Source organism: Streptomyces sp. NPDC002057, from assembly GCF_040296665.1.
Lineage (GTDB): Bacteria > Actinomycetota > Actinomycetes > Streptomycetales > Streptomycetaceae > Streptomyces.
The window spans coordinates 168,677-189,108 of record NZ_JBEOXR010000004.1 but is presented as its reverse complement, the minus strand read 5'-3'; the positions used below and the strand labels follow the sequence as shown (position 1 = coordinate 189,108).

General features: G+C 72.1%; 13 protein-coding genes. 6 read left to right on the top strand and 7 right to left on the bottom strand.

Annotation, left to right across the window (positions count from 1 at the left end; genetic code table 11):
* The 3 genes from ABT129_RS05525 to ABT129_RS05515 form a co-directional block, all read right to left on the bottom strand.
* The gene (locus tag ABT129_RS05525; protein ID WP_351896886.1) at positions 1 to 1,242 is read right to left on the bottom strand and encodes a branched-chain amino acid ABC transporter substrate-binding protein; all 1,242 of its coding nucleotides are present in this window, start codon (positions 1,240 to 1,242) and stop codon (positions 1 to 3) included.
* Positions 1,243 to 1,770: 528 nt separating this feature from the next.
* The gene (locus ABT129_RS05520) at positions 1,771 to 2,286 is read right to left on the bottom strand and encodes a PaaI family thioesterase (RefSeq protein WP_351896884.1); all 516 of its coding nucleotides are present in this window, start codon (positions 2,284 to 2,286) and stop codon (positions 1,771 to 1,773) included.
* A gap of 108 nt (positions 2,287 to 2,394) precedes the next feature.
* Positions 2,395 to 4,692 (bottom strand): FdhF/YdeP family oxidoreductase, encoded by a 2,298-nt coding sequence (locus ABT129_RS05515; protein WP_351896881.1) that lies wholly within the window; start codon positions 4,690 to 4,692, stop codon positions 2,395 to 2,397.
* A gap of 121 nt (positions 4,693 to 4,813) precedes the next feature.
* Between ABT129_RS05515 and polA the strand changes: the two genes are divergently transcribed.
* Positions 4,814 to 7,525, top strand: a complete 2,712-nt coding sequence (gene polA / locus ABT129_RS05510; RefSeq protein ID WP_502981659.1) for a DNA polymerase I — start codon at positions 4,814 to 4,816, stop codon at positions 7,523 to 7,525.
* Between the two features lie 531 nt (positions 7,526 to 8,056).
* On the opposite strand, the gene ABT129_RS05505 is transcribed toward polA, so the two are convergent.
* Complete coding sequence (locus tag ABT129_RS05505; protein ID WP_351896878.1) at positions 8,057 to 8,956, bottom strand: DUF4184 family protein; 900 nt, start codon at positions 8,954 to 8,956, stop codon at positions 8,057 to 8,059.
* A 395-nt stretch (positions 8,957 to 9,351) separates the two neighbouring features.
* On the opposite strand from ABT129_RS05505, the gene ABT129_RS05500 reads away from it, so the two are divergent.
* The 3 genes from ABT129_RS05500 (at position 9,352) to pgfA (ending at position 12,489) form a co-directional block, all read left to right on the top strand.
* The gene (locus ABT129_RS05500; protein ID WP_351896876.1) at positions 9,352 to 11,163 is read left to right on the top strand and encodes a lytic transglycosylase domain-containing protein; all 1,812 of its coding nucleotides are present in this window, start codon (positions 9,352 to 9,354) and stop codon (positions 11,161 to 11,163) included.
* 192 nt (positions 11,164 to 11,355) lie between these two features.
* Positions 11,356 to 11,496 (top strand): SPW_0924 family protein, encoded by a 141-nt coding sequence (locus ABT129_RS05495; RefSeq protein WP_107072740.1) that lies wholly within the window; start codon positions 11,356 to 11,358, stop codon positions 11,494 to 11,496.
* 9 nt (positions 11,497 to 11,505) lie between these two features.
* Positions 11,506 to 12,489, top strand: coding sequence for a cell envelope lipid trafficking protein PgfA (pgfA, locus tag ABT129_RS05490; RefSeq protein ID WP_351896873.1), 984 nt, complete (start codon positions 11,506 to 11,508; stop codon positions 12,487 to 12,489).
* Here pgfA and ABT129_RS05485 read toward each other — a convergent pair.
* Together ABT129_RS05485 and ABT129_RS05480 are read right to left on the bottom strand one after the other, a co-directional pair.
* Complete coding sequence (locus ABT129_RS05485; RefSeq protein ID WP_351896871.1) at positions 12,473 to 15,157, bottom strand: ATP-dependent RNA helicase; 2,685 nt, start codon at positions 15,155 to 15,157, stop codon at positions 12,473 to 12,475. The two genes, pgfA and ABT129_RS05485, sit on opposite strands and share 17 nt — an antisense overlap.
* A gap of 161 nt (positions 15,158 to 15,318) precedes the next feature.
* Positions 15,319 to 16,158, bottom strand: a complete 840-nt coding sequence (locus ABT129_RS05480; RefSeq protein WP_351896868.1) for a class I SAM-dependent methyltransferase — start codon at positions 16,156 to 16,158, stop codon at positions 15,319 to 15,321.
* 346 nt (positions 16,159 to 16,504) lie between these two features.
* Here ABT129_RS05480 and rpsA point away from each other — a divergent pair, with 346 nt between their 5' ends.
* Positions 16,505 to 18,019 (top strand): 30S ribosomal protein S1, encoded by a 1,515-nt coding sequence (gene rpsA, locus ABT129_RS05475; protein ID WP_351896866.1) that lies wholly within the window; start codon positions 16,505 to 16,507, stop codon positions 18,017 to 18,019.
* A 212-nt stretch (positions 18,020 to 18,231) separates the two neighbouring features.
* Here rpsA and ABT129_RS05470 read toward each other — a convergent pair whose 3' ends face one another.
* The gene (locus tag ABT129_RS05470; RefSeq protein WP_351896864.1) at positions 18,232 to 19,185 is read right to left on the bottom strand and encodes a right-handed parallel beta-helix repeat-containing protein; all 954 of its coding nucleotides are present in this window, start codon (positions 19,183 to 19,185) and stop codon (positions 18,232 to 18,234) included.
* A gap of 224 nt (positions 19,186 to 19,409) precedes the next feature.
* Here ABT129_RS05470 and ABT129_RS05465 point away from each other — a divergent pair, with 224 nt between their 5' ends.
* On the top strand, positions 19,410 to 20,402 hold the full coding sequence (locus tag ABT129_RS05465; protein ID WP_502981658.1) for a PAC2 family protein: 993 nt from the start codon (positions 19,410 to 19,412) through the stop codon (positions 20,400 to 20,402).
* Positions 20,403 to 20,432 lie beyond the last annotated feature (30 nt).

The window sequence follows — 20,432 nt, the reverse complement described above, 5'->3', positions numbered from 1 at the left end:
TCAGCCGCCGAAGGTGTCGGACTTGACCGGCTTGAACGCGCCGCCCTCGACCTTGTAGACCGTCAGCTGCTTGTTGGTGGTGTCACCGAACTCGTCGAAGGAGACCTTGCCGGTCACGCCCTCGAAGGAGACACCCTGCATGGCCTCGACGACCTTGGCGCGGGCGTCGCCGGGGAGCTTGCCGCTGTTGCCGTCGACGGCCTTCTTGACGGCCTCGATGATCGCCCAGGTGGAGTCGTACGCGTAGCCGCCGTAGGCCTCGTAGGCCTCCTTGTAGCCCTTGGCCTTGTAGTTCGCCAGGAAGTCCTTGGCGGAGGCGAGGGACTCGATCGGCGCGCCGACGGAGGTGGCGATGTCGCCGTTGGTCGCGGCCGCGCCGCCCAGCTTCACGTACTCGGGGCTGTAGATCGCGTCGCCACCGACGACGACGACCTTCGCGCCGGCTTCCTTGATCTGCTTGGCCAGCGGGCCGGCGGCGGGGTACTCGCCACCGTAGTAGACGACGTCGGCGCCGGAGCTCTTCACCTTGGTCGCGACCGCGGAGAAGTCCTTGGTCTCGGGGTTGATGTGCTCGGTGCCGAGGACCTTGCCGCCGAGCTTCTCGAACTCGCCCTTGAAGGTGCCCGCGAGGCCGGCGCCGTAGGTCTTCTTGTCGTCGATGATGAAGGCCTTGGTCTTCTTGGCCTCGTTGAAGACGTACTGCGCGGCGAACGGGCCCTGGATGGCGTCCGTGGTGGCCGTGCGGAAGTACGACTTGTAGGTGCGCTTCTTCTCGCCGGTGCTCCAGTTGATGCCCTGGCTCAGCGCCGGGTTGGTGTTGGCCGGGGAGACCTGCACCAGCTTCGCGTCGTCGAAGACCTTCTGCATCGACTCGGCGACGGAGGAGTTCAGCGGGCCGACGACGCCGAGGACGGCCTTGTCGGCGACGAACTTGGTCGCGTTCTGCTGGCCGGCGGAGGGCTGCGCCTGGTCGTCCAGGGACTCCAGCTTGAAGGTCACGCCCTTGACGTAGGCCTTCTCGTTGGCCGTCTTGACCGCGAGGTCGGCGGAGTTCTTGATGCCGAGGCCGAGGGCGGACAGCTCACCCGTGAGGGGCGCGTCGAGACCGATGGTCACGGTGACGTTGCCGCCGTCACCGTTCTCGGCGGCGCCGCCCTTGTCGTCGCGCGAACCACAGGCGGTGAGGGTGAGTGCTCCCGCGGTGACAGCGGTGGTGAGTATGAGCAACGAACGGTTTCGCACGAAGGGTCCTTTCCCTGGCGCGGCCCCCTCGGATGAGGCGGTGCCGTGAAGCTGCTGAGCGAGGGGTGCCGTTTTGGAACGCCGGGCCGTACTGGAGGTGGTACAGGGCCGTGCAGTAGAACGCGCCCGGCGGCGCGGTGACTGGCGGTGACTCTAAGCGCAGGTGGGGAGGGTCGGGGAGCGCCGAGGTCAGGATGTGACTGTCTTGTTATCGCGAGGGGGGAAGAGTGTGCGCGCCGGATGGGAAAACCGGGGCATAGGGGTCGGTAATGCGGTGTTCACATAGTGAGAACGCGCAGTTCCGCTAAGGGGCTTGAGCGATTCTTGGTACTGACGGTCCGCTCAGCGGACTCTCCGGATATCGGACAACGGCAGAAACCTGAGCGGACGAACCGGCCCCTCCGCTTCGGCCTCCGGCTCCCCTTGTGTATGTGACACAGCGTGACGAAAACGGCGGTGCGGGGCGGTGGGGGAACGCCGGAGGGGGCGACACCGACCGGTGTCGCCCCCTCCTTGGTTCCTCGCTGGTCAGGCGCCCTGGGTCGCCCCGGCGTCCGGGCCCGCTCCGGGGACGTTTGAGGCGTCCTTGGCGGTCACCTCACGCAGCAGACAGGTCAGCCGGGCCGAGCAGACCCGCTTGTCCTGCTCGTCGGTGATCACGATCTCGTACGTGGCGGTCGACCGTCCGCGGTGCACCGGGGTGGCCACGCCGGTCACCAGGCCGCTGCGCACCCCGCGGTGGTGGGTGCAGTTCAGGTCGACGCCGACGGCGATCCGGGAGACCCCGCCGTGCAGCATCGAGCCGATGGAGCCCAGCGTCTCGGCGAGCACCGCGGAGGCGCCGCCGTGCAGCAGGCCGTACGGCTGGGTGTTGCCCTCCACCGGCATCGTGCCGACGACCCGCTCGGCGGAGGCCTCGAGGATCTGGACGCCCATCCGGTTCCCCAGGTGTCCGGCCGAGAAGAGCGCCGGGAGATCCACACCCAGCGCCGCGTACTCGTCGATGACCTCCTGCGGGAACTTCACGTGCTGCTGTTCACCCATGGCCCGGCTCCGTTCGTCTTCGTACGGCTGCTGCTGATCGTGTGCCGATCAGTGCGCGGATCGTGTGCCGACCGCGCTCATCGCTCTCTGGCCCGCCTGAGCAAACGCTTAGGCGGAGTGCGATTGTTCCAGACGGACGATCACGGACTTGCTCGCGGGGGTGTTGCTGACGTCCGCCGTGGACTCCAGCGGCACCAGGACGTTCGTCTCCGGGTAGTAGGCGGCCGCGCACCCCCGGGAGGTCGGGTAGTGAACCACCCGGAAGCCGGGCGCCCGCCGCTCGCTGCCGTCCGTCCACTCGCTCACCAGATCCGTGTACGCCCCGTCGGCGAGACCGAGCGCCGCCGCGTCCTCGGGGTGTACGAGGACGACCCGGCGGCCGCCCTTGATGCCCCGGTAGCGGTCGTCCAGGCCGTAGATCGTGGTGTTGTACTGGTCGTGCGAGCGCAGGGTCTGGAGCAGCAGCCGGCCCTCCGGCACCCTGGGGTACTCGACGGGCGCCGCGGTGAAGTTGGCCTTGCCGGTCCGGGTGGGGAAGCGGCGCTCGTCGCGCGGGCCGTGCGGCAGCCGGAAGCCGCCGGGGTCGGCCGCGAGCCGCGCGTTGAAGTCCTCGAAACCGGGCACCACGCGCGCGATGCGGTCGCGGATCGTGGAGTAGTCCTCCTCGAACCGCTCCCACGGGGTGGCCGAGCCGTCGCCGAGGACGGCGCGGGCCATGCGTGCCACGATCGCCGGCTCGGAGAGCAGGTGCGGGCCGGCGGGGGGAAGGTTGCCGCGCGAGGCGTGCACCAGACTCATCGAGTCCTCGACGGTCACGAACTGCTTGCCGCTCCTCTGCACGTCCTTGTCGGTGCGGCCGAGGGTGGGGAGGATGAGCGCGCGGGTGCCCGTGACCGCGTGCGAGCGGTTCAGCTTCGTCGAGACGTGGACGGTCAGCCGGGCCCGGCGCATCGCCGCCTCCGTCACCTCCGTGTCGGGCGTCGCCCCCACGAAGTTGCCGCCCATGGCGAAGAACACCTTGGCCTCGCCGTCGCGCAGCGCCTGGATCGAACGGACCACGTCGAAGCCGTGGTGGCGCGGCGAGACGATCCCGAACTCCTTGTCCAGGGCGTCGAGGAAGGCGGGCGCGGGCCGCTCGAAGATCCCCATCGTGCGGTCGCCCTGCACGTTCGAATGGCCGCGCACCGGGCACACCCCCGCGCCGGGCCGGCCGATGTTGCCGCGGAGGAGAAGGAAGTTGACCACCTCGCGGATGGTCGGCACGGAGTGCTTGTGCTGGGTCAGTCCCATCGCCCAGCAGACGACGGTCCGCTCCGAGGCGAGCACCATCTCCAGGGCCCGCTCGATCTCGGCGCGGTCGAGGCCGGTCGCGGCGAGCGTCTCGTCCCAGTCGGCCTGCCGGGCCGCGGCCACGAACTCCTCGTACCCGTGGGTGTGTTCCCGTACGAACTCCTCGTCGACCGCGCCCGCCGTCTCCAGGACCAGTTTGTTGAGCAGCCGGAAGAGGGCCTGGTCGCCGCCGATCCTGATCTGGAGGAAGAGGTCGGTGAGCGCGGCGCCCCGGAGCATGCCCTGCGGGGTCTGCGGGTTCTTGAACTTCTCCAGGCCGGCCTCGGGCAGCGGATTCACCGAGATGATCTTCGCGCCGGCCGCCTTGGCCTTCTCCAGGGCGGAGAGCATGCGGGGGTGGTTCGTGCCCGGGTTCTGGCCGGCCACCACGATCAGGTCGGCCTGGTGGAGGTCCTCCAGGGAGACGCTGCCCTTGCCGATGCCGATGGTCTCCGTCAGCGCCGAACCCGAGGACTCGTGGCACATGTTGGAGCAGTCCGGCAGGTTGTTCGTGCCGAACTCGCGCGCGAACAGCTGGAGCAGGAACGCCGCCTCGTTGCTCGTCCGCCCCGAGGTGTAGAAGAGCGCCTCGTCGGGGGAGTCCAGGGCCCGCAGCTCCTCCGCGAGGATCTCGAAGGCCCGCTCCCAGGTCACCGGCTCGTACCGCTCCTGGCCCTCGGGCGCGCTCCCCCTCTCCAGGAGCATCGGCTGGGTGATCCGGCCCTGCTGCCCCAGCCAGTAGCCGCTGCGGGTCCCCAGGTCCGCCAGCGGGTGCGCGGCGAAGAACTCCGGGGTCACCCGGCGCAGCGTCGCCTCCTCGGCGACCGCCTTCGCGCCGTTCTCGCAGAACTCCGCGACATGGCGCCCGGCCTCCTCGGGCCAGGCGCAGCCGGGGCAGTCGAAGCCGTCCTTCTGGTTGACCTTGAGCAGGGTCCGCGCGGTGCGCCGCAGGCCCATCTGGTCCCGCGCGATCCGCAGGGTGTGTCCGATGGCGGGCAGCCCCGCCGCGGCGTGCTGCGGCGGCGTGACCTGCGGCGCGTCCTGAACCGGGTCGCCGACCGGCGGCTTGCTGACCATCGCGCTCTCCCTTGGGCGATCATCCTGCGGCGTACGTCTCCGATCCTGTCACGGGGCACGGACAGACCGGCACCCCGCAGGCGTGGGCGGGATTGTCGGTGGGCCGTGGCAGGATCGTGGTGTGGCCGAGACAGCATCGAAGAACCCCGCAGACACCCGCCCCCGCCTGCTCCTCATGGACGGGCACTCGCTCGCGTACCGGGCGTTCTTCGCGCTGCCCGCGGAGAACTTCACGACCGCGACGGGGCAGCCGACGAACGCGATCTACGGGTTCGCCTCGATGCTGGCGAACACGCTCCGCGACGAGGCGCCCACGCACTTCGCGGTCGCCTTCGACGTGTCCCGCAAGACCTGGCGGTCCGAGGAGTTCCCGGAGTACAAGGCGAACCGTTCGAAGACCCCCGACGAGTTCAAGGGGCAGGTCGAGCTGATCGGCGAGCTCCTCGACGCGATGAACGTGCCGCGTTTCGCCGTCGACGGCTTCGAGGCCGACGACGTCATCGCGACCCTCACCGTCCAGGCCGAGGCCGAGGGCTTCGACGTCCGGATCTTCACCGGCGACCGGGACTCCTTCCAGCTGGTCTCCGACCGCACCACGGTGATCTACCCGACCAAGGGCGTCTCCGAGGTCACCCACTTCACTCCGGAGAAGGTCCAGGAGAAGTACGGCCTCACGCCCTCGCAGTACCCGGACTTCGCGGCGCTGCGCGGCGACCCGTCGGACAACCTGCCCGGCATCCCCGGCGTCGGCGAGAAGACCGCCGCCAAGTGGATCAACCAGTTCGGCTCCTTCGCCGAGCTCGTCGAGCGTGCCGACGAGGTCAAGGGCAAGGCCGGGCAGAACTTCCGGGACCACCTGGAAGCCGTCAAGCTCAACCGTCGCCTCACCGAGATGTCCAAGGACGTCGAGCTGCCGAAGGGCGTCACGGACCTCGCCCGCGAGCCGTACGACCGCGGGGCCGTCGCCCTCGTCCTGGACACCCTGGAGATCCGCAACCCCTCGCTGCGCGAGCGGCTCCTCGCCGTGGACCCGGGTGCCACCGAGGAGGCCGCCCCGGCGCCCGCCGCGGGCGTCGAGCTCGACGGCACCGTCCTCGGCGCCGGCGAGCTGGCCCCCTGGCTCGCCGAGCACGGCACCGAACCCCTCGGCGTCGCCACCGTCGACAGCTGGGCCCTCGGCACGGGGAACGTGAGCGAGATCGCGCTCGCCGCCGCCGGCGGCGCCGCCGCCCGGTTCGAGCCCAGCACGCTCGACGAGGCCGACGAGCGGGCCTGGGCCGAGTGGATCTCCGACCCCGCCCGCCCCAAGGTCCTGCACAACGCCAAGGGCGCCATGCGGGTCTTCCCCGAGCACGGCTGGAGCATCGCGGGCGTCACCATGGACACCGCGCTCGCCGCCTACCTGGTCAAGCCCGGCCGGCGTTCGTTCGCGCTCGACGCGCTCTCCGTCGAGTACCTGCACCGTGAGCTCGCCCCGGCGGCCGCCGCCGACGGGCAGCTCGCCTTCGGCGCCGACGACACCGCCGAGGCCGAGGCCCTCATGACCCAGGCGCGGGCCGTCCTCGACCTCGGGGCCGCCTTCGACGAGCGGCTCGCCGAGGTCGGCGCCCGCGAACTCCTCCACGACGTCGAGCTGCCCACCTCCGCGCTCCTCGCCCGGCTGGAGCGGCACGGCATCGCCGCCGACCGCGACCATCTGGAGGCGATGGAGCAGCAGTTCGCCGGGGCCGTGCAGCAGGCCGTGAAGGAGGCGCACGCCTCCGTCGGCCACGAGTTCAACCTCGGCTCGCCCAAGCAGCTCCAGGAGGTCTTCTTCGGCGAGCTGAACCTGCCGAAGACCAAGAAGACCAAGACCGGCTACACCACCGACGCCGACGCGCTCGCCTGGCTGGCCGGCCAGACCGAGCACGACCTGCCGGTCATCATGCTCCGCCACCGCGAGCAGGCCCGGCTGCGCTCCACCGTCGAAGGCCTGATCAAGACCGTCGCCGCCGACGGCCGGATCCACACGACCTTCAGCCAGACCGTCGCCGCCACCGGACGTCTCTCCTCCACCGACCCGAACCTGCAGAACGTGCCGGTGCGGACGGACGAGGGCCGGGCCATCCGGCACGGCTTCGTCGTCGGCGAGGGCTTCGAGGCCCTCATGACCGCCGACTACAGCCAGATCGAGCTGCGCGTCATGGCCCACCTCTCCGAGGACGCGGGCCTCATCGAGGCCTTCGCCTCCGGCGAGGACCTCCACACCACCGTCGCCTCCCAGGTCTTCGGCGTCGAGCGGTCCGCCGTCGACGCCGAGATGCGCCGCAAGATCAAGGCCATGTCGTACGGCCTGGCCTACGGGCTCTCCGCCTTCGGCCTCTCGCAGCAGCTGAACATCGACCCGGGCGAGGCCCGCGGCCTGATGGACACCTACTTCGAGCGCTTCGGCGGGGTGCGGGACTACCTGCGCCGGGTCGTCGACGAGGCCCGCGCCACCGGATACACCGAGACGATGCTGGGCCGCCGCCGCTACCTGCCCGACCTCAACAGCGACAACCGGCAGCGCCGCGAGGCCGCCGAGCGGATGGCGCTCAACGCGCCCATCCAGGGCACGGCCGCCGACATCGTGAAGGTCGCCATGCTGGGCGTCGACCGGGCGCTGACCGAGGCGGGCCTCGCCTCCCGGATGCTCCTCCAGGTCCACGACGAAATCGTCCTCGAACTCGCCCCCGGCGAGCGCGAGCGGGTCGAGGCCCTGGTCCGCGAGCAGATGTCCGCCGCGGCCGAGCTGCGTGCCCCGCTCGACGTCTCGGTGGGCGTGGGCCCGAACTGGGACTCGGCCGCACACTGACACCACCCGCCGACGCCCCCCCCGTGCCGGGCGGTCGTTCCGCCCCGGCGGAACAGCCGTCCACACCGGGGGCGTCGGCGTTCCCGGTGATGTGCGCCGGGTGGACCACTCCCCGGGCGCCCGGGACACCGTCCCCGGCCGGGACCTCTACCGGGGGCTCATCCGCACCACCGCCCGGGACCGACCGGCCCTGCTCGCCGCCGTCTCCCGCCGGACCGAGGCGATGAACCTGATGGGCCAGGTCGTCCGCGACCAGCGATGGGGCGTCACGGCCGGCGGCGCCCCGTACGGTCAGGGTCCACGTCAAGTACGGCTGGCTGCCCCGCGCCGCCCACGCCTGGCGCGTGCACAGCATCGGCATCGCGCGACCGGCCGCCGACCCGGCCCCGACCGACTACCGGATCGCTCTCCTCAGCCACGGCAACCCCAGCAAGCGGTACGGCGTCCGCACCCTGGAGCGGGTCTCCCACGTCGTGCACCGCAGGCTCTCCGGTGCCAACGCGGCCCGTGGCTTCACCGCCCCGGAGAGGATCAGCGAGATCCCTGGCGGGAGCGCTCCGCCCGAGCGGCCCGGTCCTCCGCCGCCGGGGGAGGACCGGCCGGGGCCACAGAACCCGGAGTGGACGACGCTCCCCGCAGCCGCGCCGACGTCCCGTACAGCACGAGCCCGACGGCTAGCCCCGCACCGGCTCCGAAGCAGGCCGTCGGAATGACGTCGAGGGGCGTCTCGATCCGGTCCCACCCCCAGTACGAGGCCCAGCGCAGTACCCGGTGGACGACTCCGGCGAGGACGCAGCCGCCGATCAGCCCGACCGCGAGGAGCCGGCCGCGCCGGCCCGGGACCGTGACGTGGGCCGGCAGCTCCACCCCGGGATCGGCCGAGCGCAGCGCCCGCGTGACGAACCACGCCAGCAGTCCCAGCGCCAGCGCCGAACCCCCGTACTGCGCGTAGAGATAGACCGGGAAGCCGGCCACGACGTCCCCGAGGAACGGGAGCGCCCGGGTGCCCCAGCGGTCGAGGTGGGTGAAGGAGTCCCACACGACATGGGTCGTCGCTCCGACGACCGCGGAGAGGCCGAACCACCCCGCGAGCACGGCAGGGTGACGGTCGCGCCAGACGCTGCCCCGGACGAGGCCGTACACCCGGCCGCGCCAGCGGGCGGGCAGCAGCGCCACCAGCGGCTCGCGCACGGTCAGCCAGAGGGCCACGAGCGCGACGGTGATCAGGACGTCGGCCGTGACGATCCCGACGGGGGAGTGGGTGACGTCACCGAGGACCATCGCCCCGGGGAACGCCGTGGCGGCGAAGTAGGTCATGTCGGGCGCGAAGGAGCCCGCGACGAGAGCGGACGCGACGAGCGGCCCGCGCGCGGTCCCGTCCCTGCGCAGCCCGGGCAGCACGGCAGCGGCATGGCTCAGCGTGAACGGCAACGGGAGTTCCCCCAGGATCCGGTGGTGACGGCCGACGACCGTGGTCGGCCGCAGTGCAAGAGGGGCCGGACCCTCCGCCCGGTTCCCGTCCACGCCGGTTCGGGGTGGCCGAGGGCGGACCGGGGCGGCGGGAAGAGGCCGGAAGGCTGGGCCGGGGAAGGAAGCCGGGGAGGGGAGGGCGGCGCGGCGGCGGGAGGTGGCCGGACCGCGTCCCGGCGGGAACCGGCCGGGCTCCGACCGGAGGCGACCACCCCCGGTCCGGAAGCGGCCGAGAGGTGACGAAAGCGTGAAAGGCGGTCAGGCGCCGGTGCCCGGTGGACCGGAGTTGGCATAGGGTCGCCAGAGGTCTCGCGCGGGGAGCGCGGGACCTCCGTCGAGGGGGAAGGGACACGGACATGTCAGCGCACTTGAGCCGCAGGCTGCGCAAGGGGGCCACCAGCGGCGCGGTGGTGGCGGCGGCGGTCGCCGCGCTCGCCGCCTCGCAGGCGCCGGAGATGGCCTCGCCGCCCGCGGACAACGCCGGCGGGGACCGCGCCATCGGCGCCGGGGACACCGCCTCGCCGTCCGGTGACGGCTCCGCGACGGGTGACTCGCCGTACTACACCGACCTCCCGCCGCTGAACACGCCGAACAAGCCCGGGGCCAGCATCAACCTGCCGGTGATCACCGGCCCCGCCGAAGCCGGCATACCCGCGTCCGTGCTCTCCGCCTACAAGCGCGCCGAACAGTCGATCCGCTCGACCGCCCCCGGCTGCAACCTGCCCTGGCAACTGCTCGCCGGCATCGGGAAGGTCGAGTCCGGGCAGGCGCGCGGCGGACGGGTCGACGCCAACGGCACGACCGTCTCGCCGATCCTCGGCCCGGTCCTCAACGGCGTCGGATTCGCCAACATCTCCGACACCGACCGCGGCGCCTTCGACGGCGACGCCACCCACGACCGCGCCGTCGGCCCGATGCAGTTCATCCCGTCGACCTGGGCCACCTGGGGCCAGGACGCGAACAGCGACGGGAAGAAGGACCCGAACAACATCTACGACGCCGCGCAGGCCGCCGGTCTCTACCTCTGCGCCAACGACCGCAACCTCGCGCTCACGGCGGACCTCGACCGGGCGATCCTCAGCTACAACCGGTCGAGGGAGTACCTGAACACGGTCCTCTCCTGGTTCGAGTACTACAAGCGCGGCAGCCACCAGGTCCCGGACGGCACGGGCGTGCTGCCGGTCGACCGCAGCGACAACCGGGGCCAGGGCAACCGTCCCGCCCCGCCGTTCACCCCCTCCCCGACGCCGCCCGCGCCGAAGCCGTCCGAGACGGGCTCCCCGAAGCCCACGCCGACGCCGCCGGGCGGGGAGGTCACCCCGCCGACGAAGCCGACCACCCCGCCCAAGCCCCCGGTCACCCCGCCGACGAAGCCGCCCACCGTGCCGCCCGCCGCCCGGGTCACGAAGCTCACGCCCGTCGCCACCGGGCAGCTGAGCGCGCCCACCGAGAGCGCCTTCGCCAAGTCGCCGACGGTTGCCGCGCTCGACGCCACGGGGACGCCGGTCACCGGGGTGAGCATCCGCTTCGAGATCCAGGGCGCCACCGGCACCCGCTTCGCCGGCGGCTCGACGACCGCCACCGTCACCACCGGTTCGGCCGGCCTCGCCGCCGCGCCCGCGCTGCGGGCGGGCGAGAAGACCGGCTCCTTCACGGTCAGGGCCACCGTCGTCGGCTCCACCCTGAGCGGGACCGACTTCGCCGCGACCGTCACCGAGCGGCGGGCGGACACCCTCGTCCGCGTCGCCGGTGACCCCCTGTCGGCCACCACCGGCACCGCCTTCACCCAGCAGGTGCAGGTGAAGGCCACCGACAAGGACGCCCTCGCCCCCGGTGTCCTCGTCACCGCCGTGGTCGTCGCCTCCGCGACGGCCACCGAACAGAGCGCCGAGGGACCGTACTTCAAGAAGGACGCGGCGGGCGAGAGCGTCCGTACGCTCGTCCTGAAGACCGACGCCAACGGCCTGATCTCGCTGCCGGAGCTCTTCGCGGGCGACAAGGCCGGCACCTACGTGCTGCGTCTGACCGCGCCCGGCGGCGGCAGCACGGAGATCACGCTGACGGTCACCGCGCCCGACCCGACGCCGACCCCGGAGCCGACGCCCTCCGCCACCGGCACGCCCGAGACCTCCCCCTCGCCCTCGGCCTCCGCCTCTCCCTCGGCCTGACCCGCCCGCACCCCGGGCCGCGTCCCCTCGCGTCCCTCGCGCCGTTCCTCCGTCCCCACCGGGCGGAGGGGCGGCGCTTCGCGCTTCCCCCTCCCGACGGTGCGGCGGTGCAACGTGTTCTCATCTCGCGGTCGCGTTGCTACGGTGCCCCCGCCCTGACGACCTATCAGATCGCATCCCGGGAGGCCGACCATGCGCGCCCTCGTCGCCGCCGCCATCGGACTCGCCCCAGTCCTCCTCTTCGTCCTCCTCCTCTCCGTGGTCGATCTCCCGCCCGACGGCCCCACCTCGCCCAAGCCCCTGCTCACCGCCGACCCCGGCCCCAAGAAGTAGGGGGCCGCCGTGCGCCGCCGAGCCAGCCTCGTCCTCCTCGCCCTCGCCGTCTTCTGCGCCGCGATGGCCCCGACCCTGCGCTGGTACGCCTTCCCCCGCCTGGCGAAGATCCCGCCGAATCAGTACCAGGAGACCGTCCTGGAGGCGAAGCCCGCGACCCTCCTCAACTACTCGACCCTCCGGGCGGAGAAGGTCGACAGGATCACGATCATCCAGACCCTCAAGGGCAACGTGGAGGAGTCGCGGCGCATCGAACGCGACGCCGGCCGCGACGTCGTCGTCTGGGACGCACTCGCCTACGTCACCGGCCCCGACGGCAAGATGGTCTCCAAGGTCCCCGAGCGGTACATCTTCGACGCCCACACCCAGGACCCCGTCCACGCCACCGGCGAGTCCGTCGACGGCGACCCGGTCCGGCGCGAGGGCATCGAGTTCAAGTGGCCCTTCCTCACGGAGAAGCGCGACTACCAGTACTTCGACGCCCAGACCCGCACCTCGGCCCCCATTCACTACAAGGGCACCCGCACCTTCCGGGGCACCGAGGTCTACTACTTCGAGCAGACCGTCCCCTGGACCAAGGTCCCCATGCCCAAGACCATGCCGGTCAAGGGCATCACCCCGAAGCTCCTCGCCGACTCCGGCCTCACCCGCTGGTACACCACCAAGCGGATGTTCTGGGTCGAACCGGTCACCGGCGCCCCCGTCAACGGCGAGGAGATCCACAAGGAGGAGCTCCGCAACGCCGAGGCGCTGATGGGCCGGGACACCCTCACCGTCTTCGAGGGACACGTGAAGATGCGCGAGGACTACGTCGAGAGCATCGGCGAGATGGTCTCCTCCAACCGCCTCATGGTCCTCATGCTCGTCTCCTACCTCCCCTGGAGCCTCACCCTCCTCGCGCTGCTCCTGCTCGCCCTCGCCCTCTGGCTGGAGGCCCGCTCCCGCCGCCCGGCAGCCGAACCCGCCGCGGCCCCGGTCACCCCTCCCGTCTGAGCCGCGCGCTGGTGAACCGGGTCGGCTCCGCCGCGGACGGGTCCTCCGGCCACGGGTGCTTCGGGTACCGCCCCCGCAACTCCGCGCGCACGGAGCGGTAGCCGTCCCGCCAGAACGACGCCAGATCGGCGGTGACGGCCGCCGGCCTCCCGGCGGGGGAGAGGAGGTGCACGAGCACCGGGACCCCCGCCACCCGAGGCGTCTCGGCCAGCCCGAACATCTCCTGGAGCTTCACCGCGAGCACCGGCCGCTCACCTCCGTACTCCACCCGGATCCGCGAACCGCTCGGCACCTCGATCCGCTCCGGCGCCAGCTCCCCCAGCCGGCCCGCCTCGCCCGACGCCCACGGCAGCAGCCGCCGCAGGGCGTCACCGGCGTCGATCCGCCCCAGATCGGCGCGGCGCGCGGCCCGGGACAGCTCGGGCTCCAGCCACTCCCCGGCCCGGTCGACCAGCGGCCCGTCCGCCACGTCCGGCCAGGGTTCCCCCACCTCCCGGCGCAGGAAGGCGAGCCGCTCGCGCAGCTCCCCGGCCTCCCGGCTCCACCGCAGCAGCCCGAGCCCCTCGCGCCGCAACCCGTCGAGCAGCGCCTCCCGCACGAGCGCCGGCTCCGCCTTCGCCCCGAGCGGCCGGACCGTCAGCTCGACCGCGCCGAGCCGGTCCACCGAACGCGCCACGACGTCCCCGTCCTCCCAGTGGACCTCCTCGCCGGTGGACCGCAGATGCCCGGCCGCCCGCCGCGCCACGTCCTCGTCCACCACGGCGGCCAGCCGCACCCGGGCCGTGGCGTCCCGCGCCGTCCGGTCCGCCACCGCCACCGCCAGCCAGGGGGCGGCCCGCAACGCGGACCCCTCGGCGAGCCGGGCCCCGCTCCCCGACACCATCAGATATCCCCCCTGCTCCCGGCTCCGCGCCACCCGCTCGGGAAACGCCAGAGCCGTGACGAGCCCGGCCACGGCGTCGTCACCGGTGACGGAGGCCCCGGAGCCCCGGGGAGCCCCGCCCGCCCCGGAGACCGCGGAGACGCCGGAGACGGGTGAGACGGGGGAGGCCGTGGAGGTCCTGATTGCTTCGGACTCCCCGGCAGCCCCGGCGCTTCCCGGAGCCCCGGCCGCCGCACGCGAGGTGTCCCCGCCCGCCGCCCCGGCGGCCGAGCGCTCAAGGCGCCGCGCCTCCGCCTTCCACCGGGCTCCGTACCCGTCGGTGCCCCGGCGTGCCGCGCGCCAGGCCGCCGCCAGGTCGTCCCCGTAGTCGCGCGGCGGCTCCTCACTGAGCAGCGCCACCACCTCCGCCGCCCGCCGCACCCCCACCTCCGTCGCGCCGTCCAGAAGGGCCCGGCCGAGCCGGGGGTGGAGCCCGAGCCGGGACATCCGTACCCCCCGCGGGGTGGCCCGGCCGGCCGCGTCCACGGCCCCGATCGAGCCCAGGACCGAGCGGGCCGCGGTCATCGCGCCGGCGGGCGGCGGGTCCAGCAGCGCGAGCCCCTCCGCCGTCGGGTCGCCCCAGCAGGCGGCCCGCAGCGCGAAGTCCGCCAGGTCGGCGACCCTGATCTCCGGGGACGGGAAGCGGGGCCTGCCCCCGTCGCTCGCCTCCGCCCAGCACCGGTACACGAACCCGAAGGCCTCACGGCCCGCCCGGCCGAGACGCTGGGTCGCCGTGGCCTCCGACACCGTCACCGTCGCGAGGGAGCCCAGCCCCCGCGCGTGGTCCGTGCGGGGCTCACGCGCGAGCCCCGAGTCCACGACGATCCGCACCCCCGGCACCGTCAGGCTGGACTCCGCCACCGAGGTCGCGAGGACCACCCTGCGCCGCCCGCCGGGCTCCGTACCGCGCAGCACCGCGTCCTGCACCGCCGCCGGCGCCCGCCCGTGCAGCTGGAGCACCTCCGCGTCGACGTCGGCCAGCATCCCGGCCGTCCGCGCGATCTCGCCCGTACCCGGCAGGAAACAGAGGACGTCCCCCTCGTGCCGCTCCATCGCGAGCCTGACCGTGGTCGCGACGTGCCGGAGCAGCGCCGGGTCCACCCAGGTGCCGTGGGCCGGCCGGACGCCCGGCGGCGGCGCCGCGAAGAAGACCCGGCAGCCGTGCCCCTCCCCCTTGCTCCACACCACCGGCGCGGGGCCGCCGCCGTCCAGGACCGTCAGGAGATCAGCCCAGGCCGCCGCGTCACTGGTCGCCGACGCGGCGATCAGCTTCAGCTCGGGCCGCAGGGTGGCCCGGACGTCCACGAGGAAGGCCATCGCGGTGTCGGCGTCCAGATGTCGCTCGTGGCACTCGTCGAGCAGGACCACGTCCACGCCCGCCAGCTCCGGATCGCGCTGGAGCCGCTGCAGCAGGATGCCCGTCGTCACCACCTCCACCCGGGTCGCGGGACCCGCCCGCCGCTCACCGCGCACCGAGAAGCCGACCGCGCCGCCGACCTCCTCGCCGAGCAGCCACGCCATCCGCCGGGCCGCCGCACGCACCGCCATCCGGCGCGGCTCGGCCACCAGGACCCGCCGCCTCGGTCCGTCCCCTATGAGGCCCGCGAGCGCGAGCGGCACCAGCGTCGTCTTGCCCGTGCCGGGAGGCGCGGACAACACGGCCGTACCGCGCCGGTCGAGCGCGCCCAGCAGCTCGGGGACGGCGTGGCGGACGGGGAGACGGTCGAGTGCGTCGTTTCGGATCACGCACTCAGTCTCGTACGCGACGCGGAAAAGGTGGGCCGCGTTGTCCACAGGCCCACCCATAAGTACGACAAGCATGACGCCCAGGTCGGCGGCTCCGCGCTGCCGCGCCGCTCCCCTCCTACGCGCTCCGCGCCACTTCTCTCCGCTACTCCGCTACTCCGCTACTCCGCGCGCTCGCAGACGAAGATCGCCGTCCCCGGGATCAGGTTCCCGCGCAGCGGGGACCAGCCGCCCCACTCCTGGCTGTTCCACTCCGGCCACTCCGGCTCGACGAGGTCCACCAGGCGGAACCCGCCGGCCACCACGTCCCGCACCCGGTCGCCGATCGTCCGGTGGTGCTCCACGTACACGGCACGCCCCTGCTCGTCCTGCTCCACATAAGGGGTGCGGTCGAAGTAGGAGGCCGCGACCGACAGACCCTCGGGGCCCGGCTCGTCGGGGAAGGCCCAGCGGATCGGGTGGGTCACCGAGAAGACCCACCGGCCGCCGGGCCGCAGCACCCGCCGCACCTCCCGGAACACCTTCACGGGATCGGCGACGAACGGCACCGCGCCGTACGCCGAGCACGCCAGGTCGAAGGTGCCGTCCAGGAACGGCAGCGCGCCGGCGTCGGCCTCCACCAGTGGCACCTCCCCGCCGATCCGCAGCGCGTGCTGGAGCTGCCGGTGCGAGAGGTCGAGGGCCACCGGCCGCGCCCCCCGCGCCGCCAGCCACCGCGAGCACTGCGCCGCGCCCGCGCCGATCTCCAGGACGTCGAGTCCCTTCAGGGAGGAGGCGGGCCCGAGGAGCTCGGCCTGCTCCTCGTCGAGCCCTTCCGGCCCCCAGACGAACCGGTCGTCACCGAGGAAGGAGCCGTGGTCGCTCTGGTACTCGTCGGCGTTCCTGTCCCACCAGCCACGGCTCGCACGGCTGCTCTCCGCGTCCCCCGCGTCACGCCGGGTCGCCTCCGCCCCGTCCTCGTCCGAGTCGTGGGGGAGTTCGTGTTCGTACTCTTGGTTCATCTCGCCCGCCGATGTAGTTTGCGCTCAGTGCCACCGAGCGGCCGACCCCGCCGAAACGGCGTGGAAAGACATGAGTGGTGCCGGAGTTGAGTGGATCTGCCCCGGGTGCGCGCTTCGCGCATTGACCCTGTCCGGCCGCCCCCGTATGCTAAAGGTTGCGCTGCGGGCCTGCGCGCCTCAGACGGAGCAGGCCGCGCTCGTACCTGTTGTATGTCCCCTCGGTTTTCGAGGCTCCTCCCGCTTGCGGGAAGGGTGCTTCATTGGCTGTCCGGCTTCTTGGTGCGATACGGGCTCTCGGCGTAGCAGTACCTACGACTTTCTGTCCGTAACCGGAGCCCTTTCCCACATGACGAGCAGCACCGAGACCACCGCCACCAGCACCACCCCGCAGGTTGCGGTCAACGACATCGGTAACGAGGAAGCCTTCCTCGCCGCGATCGACGAGACGATCAAGTACTTCAACGACGGCGACATCGTCGACGGCGTCATCGTGAAGGTCGACCGGGACGAGGTCCTGCTCGACATCGGTTACAAGACCGAAGGCGTGATCCCGAGCCGTGAGCTCTCGATCAAGCACGACGTCGACCCGAACGAGGTCGTCAAGGTCGGCGACGAGATCGAGGCCCTGGTTCTCCAGAAGGAGGACAAGGAAGGCCGCCTGATCCTGTCCAAGAAGCGCGCTCAGTACGAGCGTGCCTGGGGCACGATCGAGAAGATCAAGGAAGAAGACGGCATCGTCACCGGTACCGTCATCGAGGTTGTCAAGGGTGGTCTCATCCTCGACATCGGCCTCCGTGGCTTCCTGCCGGCCTCCCTCGTCGAGATGCGTCGCGTCCGCGACCTCCAGCCCTACGTGGGCAAGGAGCTCGAGGCGAAGATCATCGAGCTGGACAAGAACCGCAACAACGTGGTCCTGTCCCGCCGCGCCTGGCTCGAGCAGACCCAGTCCGAGGTTCGCCAGACGTTCCTCACCACCCTGCAGAAGGGTCAGGTCCGCTCCGGCGTCGTCTCCTCGATCGTCAACTTCGGTGCCTTCGTGGACCTGGGTGGCGTCGACGGTCTCGTGCACGTCTCCGAGCTGTCCTGGAAGCACATCGACCACCCCTCCGAGGTTGTCGAGGTCGGCCAGGAGGTCACCGTCGAGGTTCTCGACGTGGACATGGACCGCGAGCGTGTCTCCCTGTCGCTGAAGGCGACGCAGGAGGACCCGTGGCAGCAGTTCGCCCGGACGCACCAGATCGGTCAGGTCGTCCCGGGTAAGGTCACCAAGCTGGTTCCGTTCGGTGCGTTCGTCCGCGTGGACGAGGGCATCGAGGGTCTGGTCCACATCTCCGAGCTGGCCGAGCGCCACGTGGAGATCCCGGAGCAGGTCGTCCAGGTCAACGACGAGATCTTCGTCAAGGTCATCGACATCGACCTCGAGCGTCGTCGCATCAGCCTCTCGCTGAAGCAGGCCAACGAGTCCTTCGGTGCCGACCCGGCCTCGGTCGAGTTCGACCCGACCCTGTACGGCATGGCCGCGTCCTACGACGACCAGGGCAACTACATCTACCCCGAGGGCTTCGACCCCGAGACCAACGACTGGCTCGAGGGCTTCGAGACCCAGCGCGAGGTCTGGGAGACCCAGTACGCCGAGGCGCAGGCTCGTTTCGAGCAGCACCAGGCTCAGGTCATCAAGTCCCGCGAGGCCGACGAGGCCGCTGCCGCCGAGGGCGCTGCCGCCCCGGCCGCCGGTGGCAACGCCGGTGCGGGCATCTCGGGTGGTTCGTACTCCTCGGAGTCGGACGACAACTCCGGCGCCCTGGCGTCGGACGAGGCGCTCGCCGCCCTGCGCGAGAAGCTGGCCGGCGGCCAGAGCTGAACAGGCTCTCCGCTGAGCGCTAGCCGCTAGCGAATCGAGGCCCGCTCCCCTTCGGGGGAGCGGGCCTCGGTCATGTCCGGAAGCCGTTTCGGTCAGCTCGGTTCGGCTCGGGCCGGCTCGGCTCGGTTCACGTCGGCTCACTTCACGTCGGCTCGGTTCACGCCGGATCGAGGCGGGTCGGCTCGGGGCGGCTCGGCTCGGGGCGGCTCGGCTCAGGGTGTGACGGGGATGTTCGTCAGGCCGTTCCCGCCGGTCACCGTGTTCGACGCGTAGACCGTGGTGGGGCAGGAGCCGCTCCGGTTGGTGACGTTGATCGCGAGTCGCTGCGCCCCGGTCGCGCCCGTCAGGTTCGAGCGGTTGCCGCGGAAGACCGTGCCGCAGCCCCAGCCGCTCTGCTGGGTGTGCGTCTCGAAGCCGTTGTTCGTCGTGTTGACGCCGGTGTTGTCCTCGACGAGGACGTCGTTGCCCTTCACGTCGACCCAGGAGTCGTCGTAGTTGGCGCCGGTCAGCCCGCGTCCGTCGAAGGTGTTCCCGACGATCCGCGCCCCGGTGGTGCCCTCCTTGATGTCGACGCTCTCGCCGCCGACGTCCGGCCCGATGACGTTGTTCAGGATCTGCGCGTTGTCGCTGCGGTCGGCGAGGCTGTTGGCCGTCCCGACGTACACCCCCTCGCCCATGCCCCGGCCGTCGTTCCCGGTGTCGTGGATGCGCGAGTTCTTGAGGACGCCGTTCCTGCTGGAGTTGCGGAAGTGCACGCCCTCCATGTCCAGGTCGTGCACGGTCACCCCGTCGATCACCACGCCGTCCGCGGCGTCGGCCATGATCCCCTTCTGGCCGCCGGTGACGGTGACGCCCTTGACGGTCCAGTACGAGGCCCCGTTGAGGTGCAGCCCGTAGCCGCCCCCGGCGGTCAGCACCGCGCGGGGGGAGCCGGTCAGGGTGATCCGGGCCGAGGTGGTGCCCGGGGTCGTGGCCTTGAAGTTCCCGGTGTACGTGCCGTCCGCGAGGTGGATCGTGTCGCCGGGACGGGCGTTGGTGAGCGCCGTCTTCAGCTCCTTCGCCGTCGACACCTCGATCCTCACCACGCCCGCCGAGGCGGGCGTGGTGAGGAGGGGGACCGCGAGGAGCGCGGGGAGCAGGGGGAGGAGCAGCGTTCGGGTGCGCATGGGGGAGGCCTTCCGTGCGGGGGCGAGGGGGGTGTTCCTGTATGTGCACGAGGGACGGGATGCTGAACGCGATGCTGTCCCGAGACGGTAGGGAGCGGCTGTGGCCATGTCAAGGTCTGGACCAGTGGCCGGAGTTCGTCGGGCTCGCCGGGGCCCGGCCGCCGGACGGCCCTTCGGCCGGCAGCCCGCCGGATCAACTCGCCGGAAGATCGCCCCGCACGGGAATGGCGGTGCCGCGCGAGACGTTCCCAGAGAGAACCCGAGGAGGAGCGGTAATCGTGCTTGATCCCCAGGATTTGTACGAATGGGACGCGAAGGGCCTGGCTGTCGTCGACCTGGCCCTGGCGCAGGAGTCGGCCGGGCTGGTCATGCTGTACCACTTCGACGGCTACATCGACGCGGGCGAGACCGGTGAGCAGATCATCGACGGCCTGCTCGACACCCTGCCCCACCAGCTGGTGGCCCGTTTCGACCACGACCGGCTGGTGGACTACCGTGCCCGCCGCCCGCTGCTGACCTTCCGGCGCGACCGCTGGACCGCGTACGAGACGCCGTCCATCGAGGTCCGCCTCGTCCAGGACGCCACGGGCGCCCCCTTCCTCGTCCTCTCCGGCCCCGAGCCCGACGTGGAGTGGGAGCGGTTCGCCACCGCCGTCCGGCAGATCATCGAACGTCTCGGCGTGCGCCTCTCCGTCAACTTCCACGGCATCCCCATGGGCGTGCCGCACACCCGCCCCGTCGGACTCACCCCGCACGGCAGCCGCACCGACCTCATGCCGGGCCACCGCAGCCCCTTCGACGAGGCGCAGGTCCCCGGCAGCGCCGAGTCCCTCGTCGAGTACCGGCTCACCGAGGCCGGCCACGACACCCTCGGTGTCGCCGCGCACGTCCCGCACTACGTCGCCCGCTCGCCGTACCCGGACGCGGCCCTGACCGCGCTGGAGGCCGTGACGGCCGCCACCGGCCTGGTGCTTCCCGGTGTCGCCCACTCCCTGCGGACCGAGGCGCGCCGCACCCAGACCGAGATCGACCGCCAGATCGGCGAGGGCGACGAGGAGCTGGTCGCGCTGGTGCAGGGCCTTGAGCACCAGTACGACGCGGCGGCCGGTGCCGAGACCCGCGGCAGCCTGGTCGCCGAGCCCGTCGACCTGCCGTCGGCGGACGAGCTGGGCCGCGAGTTCGAGCGCTTCCTCGCGGAGCGGGAGGGTGACGTCTGACCCGCCCGGGGCAGGCCCTAAGCTGCCGCT

What these genes read in the sequence shown, in the direction of transcription:
- ABT129_RS05520 (WP_351896884.1), bottom strand. Translation starts at nt 2,286, where the DNA reads ATGGGTGAACAGCAGCACGTGAAGTTCCCGCAGGAGGTCATCGACGAG.
- ABT129_RS05515 (WP_351896881.1), bottom strand. Translation starts at nt 4,692, where the DNA reads ATGGTCAGCAAGCCGCCGGTCGGCGACCCGGTTCAGGACGCGCCGCAG.
- ABT129_RS05500 (WP_351896876.1), top strand. Translation starts at nt 9,352, where the DNA reads ATGTCAGCGCACTTGAGCCGCAGGCTGCGCAAGGGGGCCACCAGCGGC.
- ABT129_RS05495 (WP_107072740.1), top strand. Translation starts at nt 11,356, where the DNA reads ATGCGCGCCCTCGTCGCCGCCGCCATCGGACTCGCCCCAGTCCTCCTC.
- ABT129_RS05480 (WP_351896868.1), bottom strand. Translation starts at nt 16,158, where the DNA reads ATGAACCAAGAGTACGAACACGAACTCCCCCACGACTCGGACGAGGAC.
- rpsA (WP_351896866.1), top strand. Translation starts at nt 16,505, where the DNA reads ATGACGAGCAGCACCGAGACCACCGCCACCAGCACCACCCCGCAGGTT.
- ABT129_RS05470 (WP_351896864.1), bottom strand. Translation starts at nt 19,185, where the DNA reads ATGCGCACCCGAACGCTGCTCCTCCCCCTGCTCCCCGCGCTCCTCGCG.
- ABT129_RS05465 (WP_502981658.1), top strand. Translation starts at nt 19,410, where the DNA reads ATGGCGGTGCCGCGCGAGACGTTCCCAGAGAGAACCCGAGGAGGAGCG.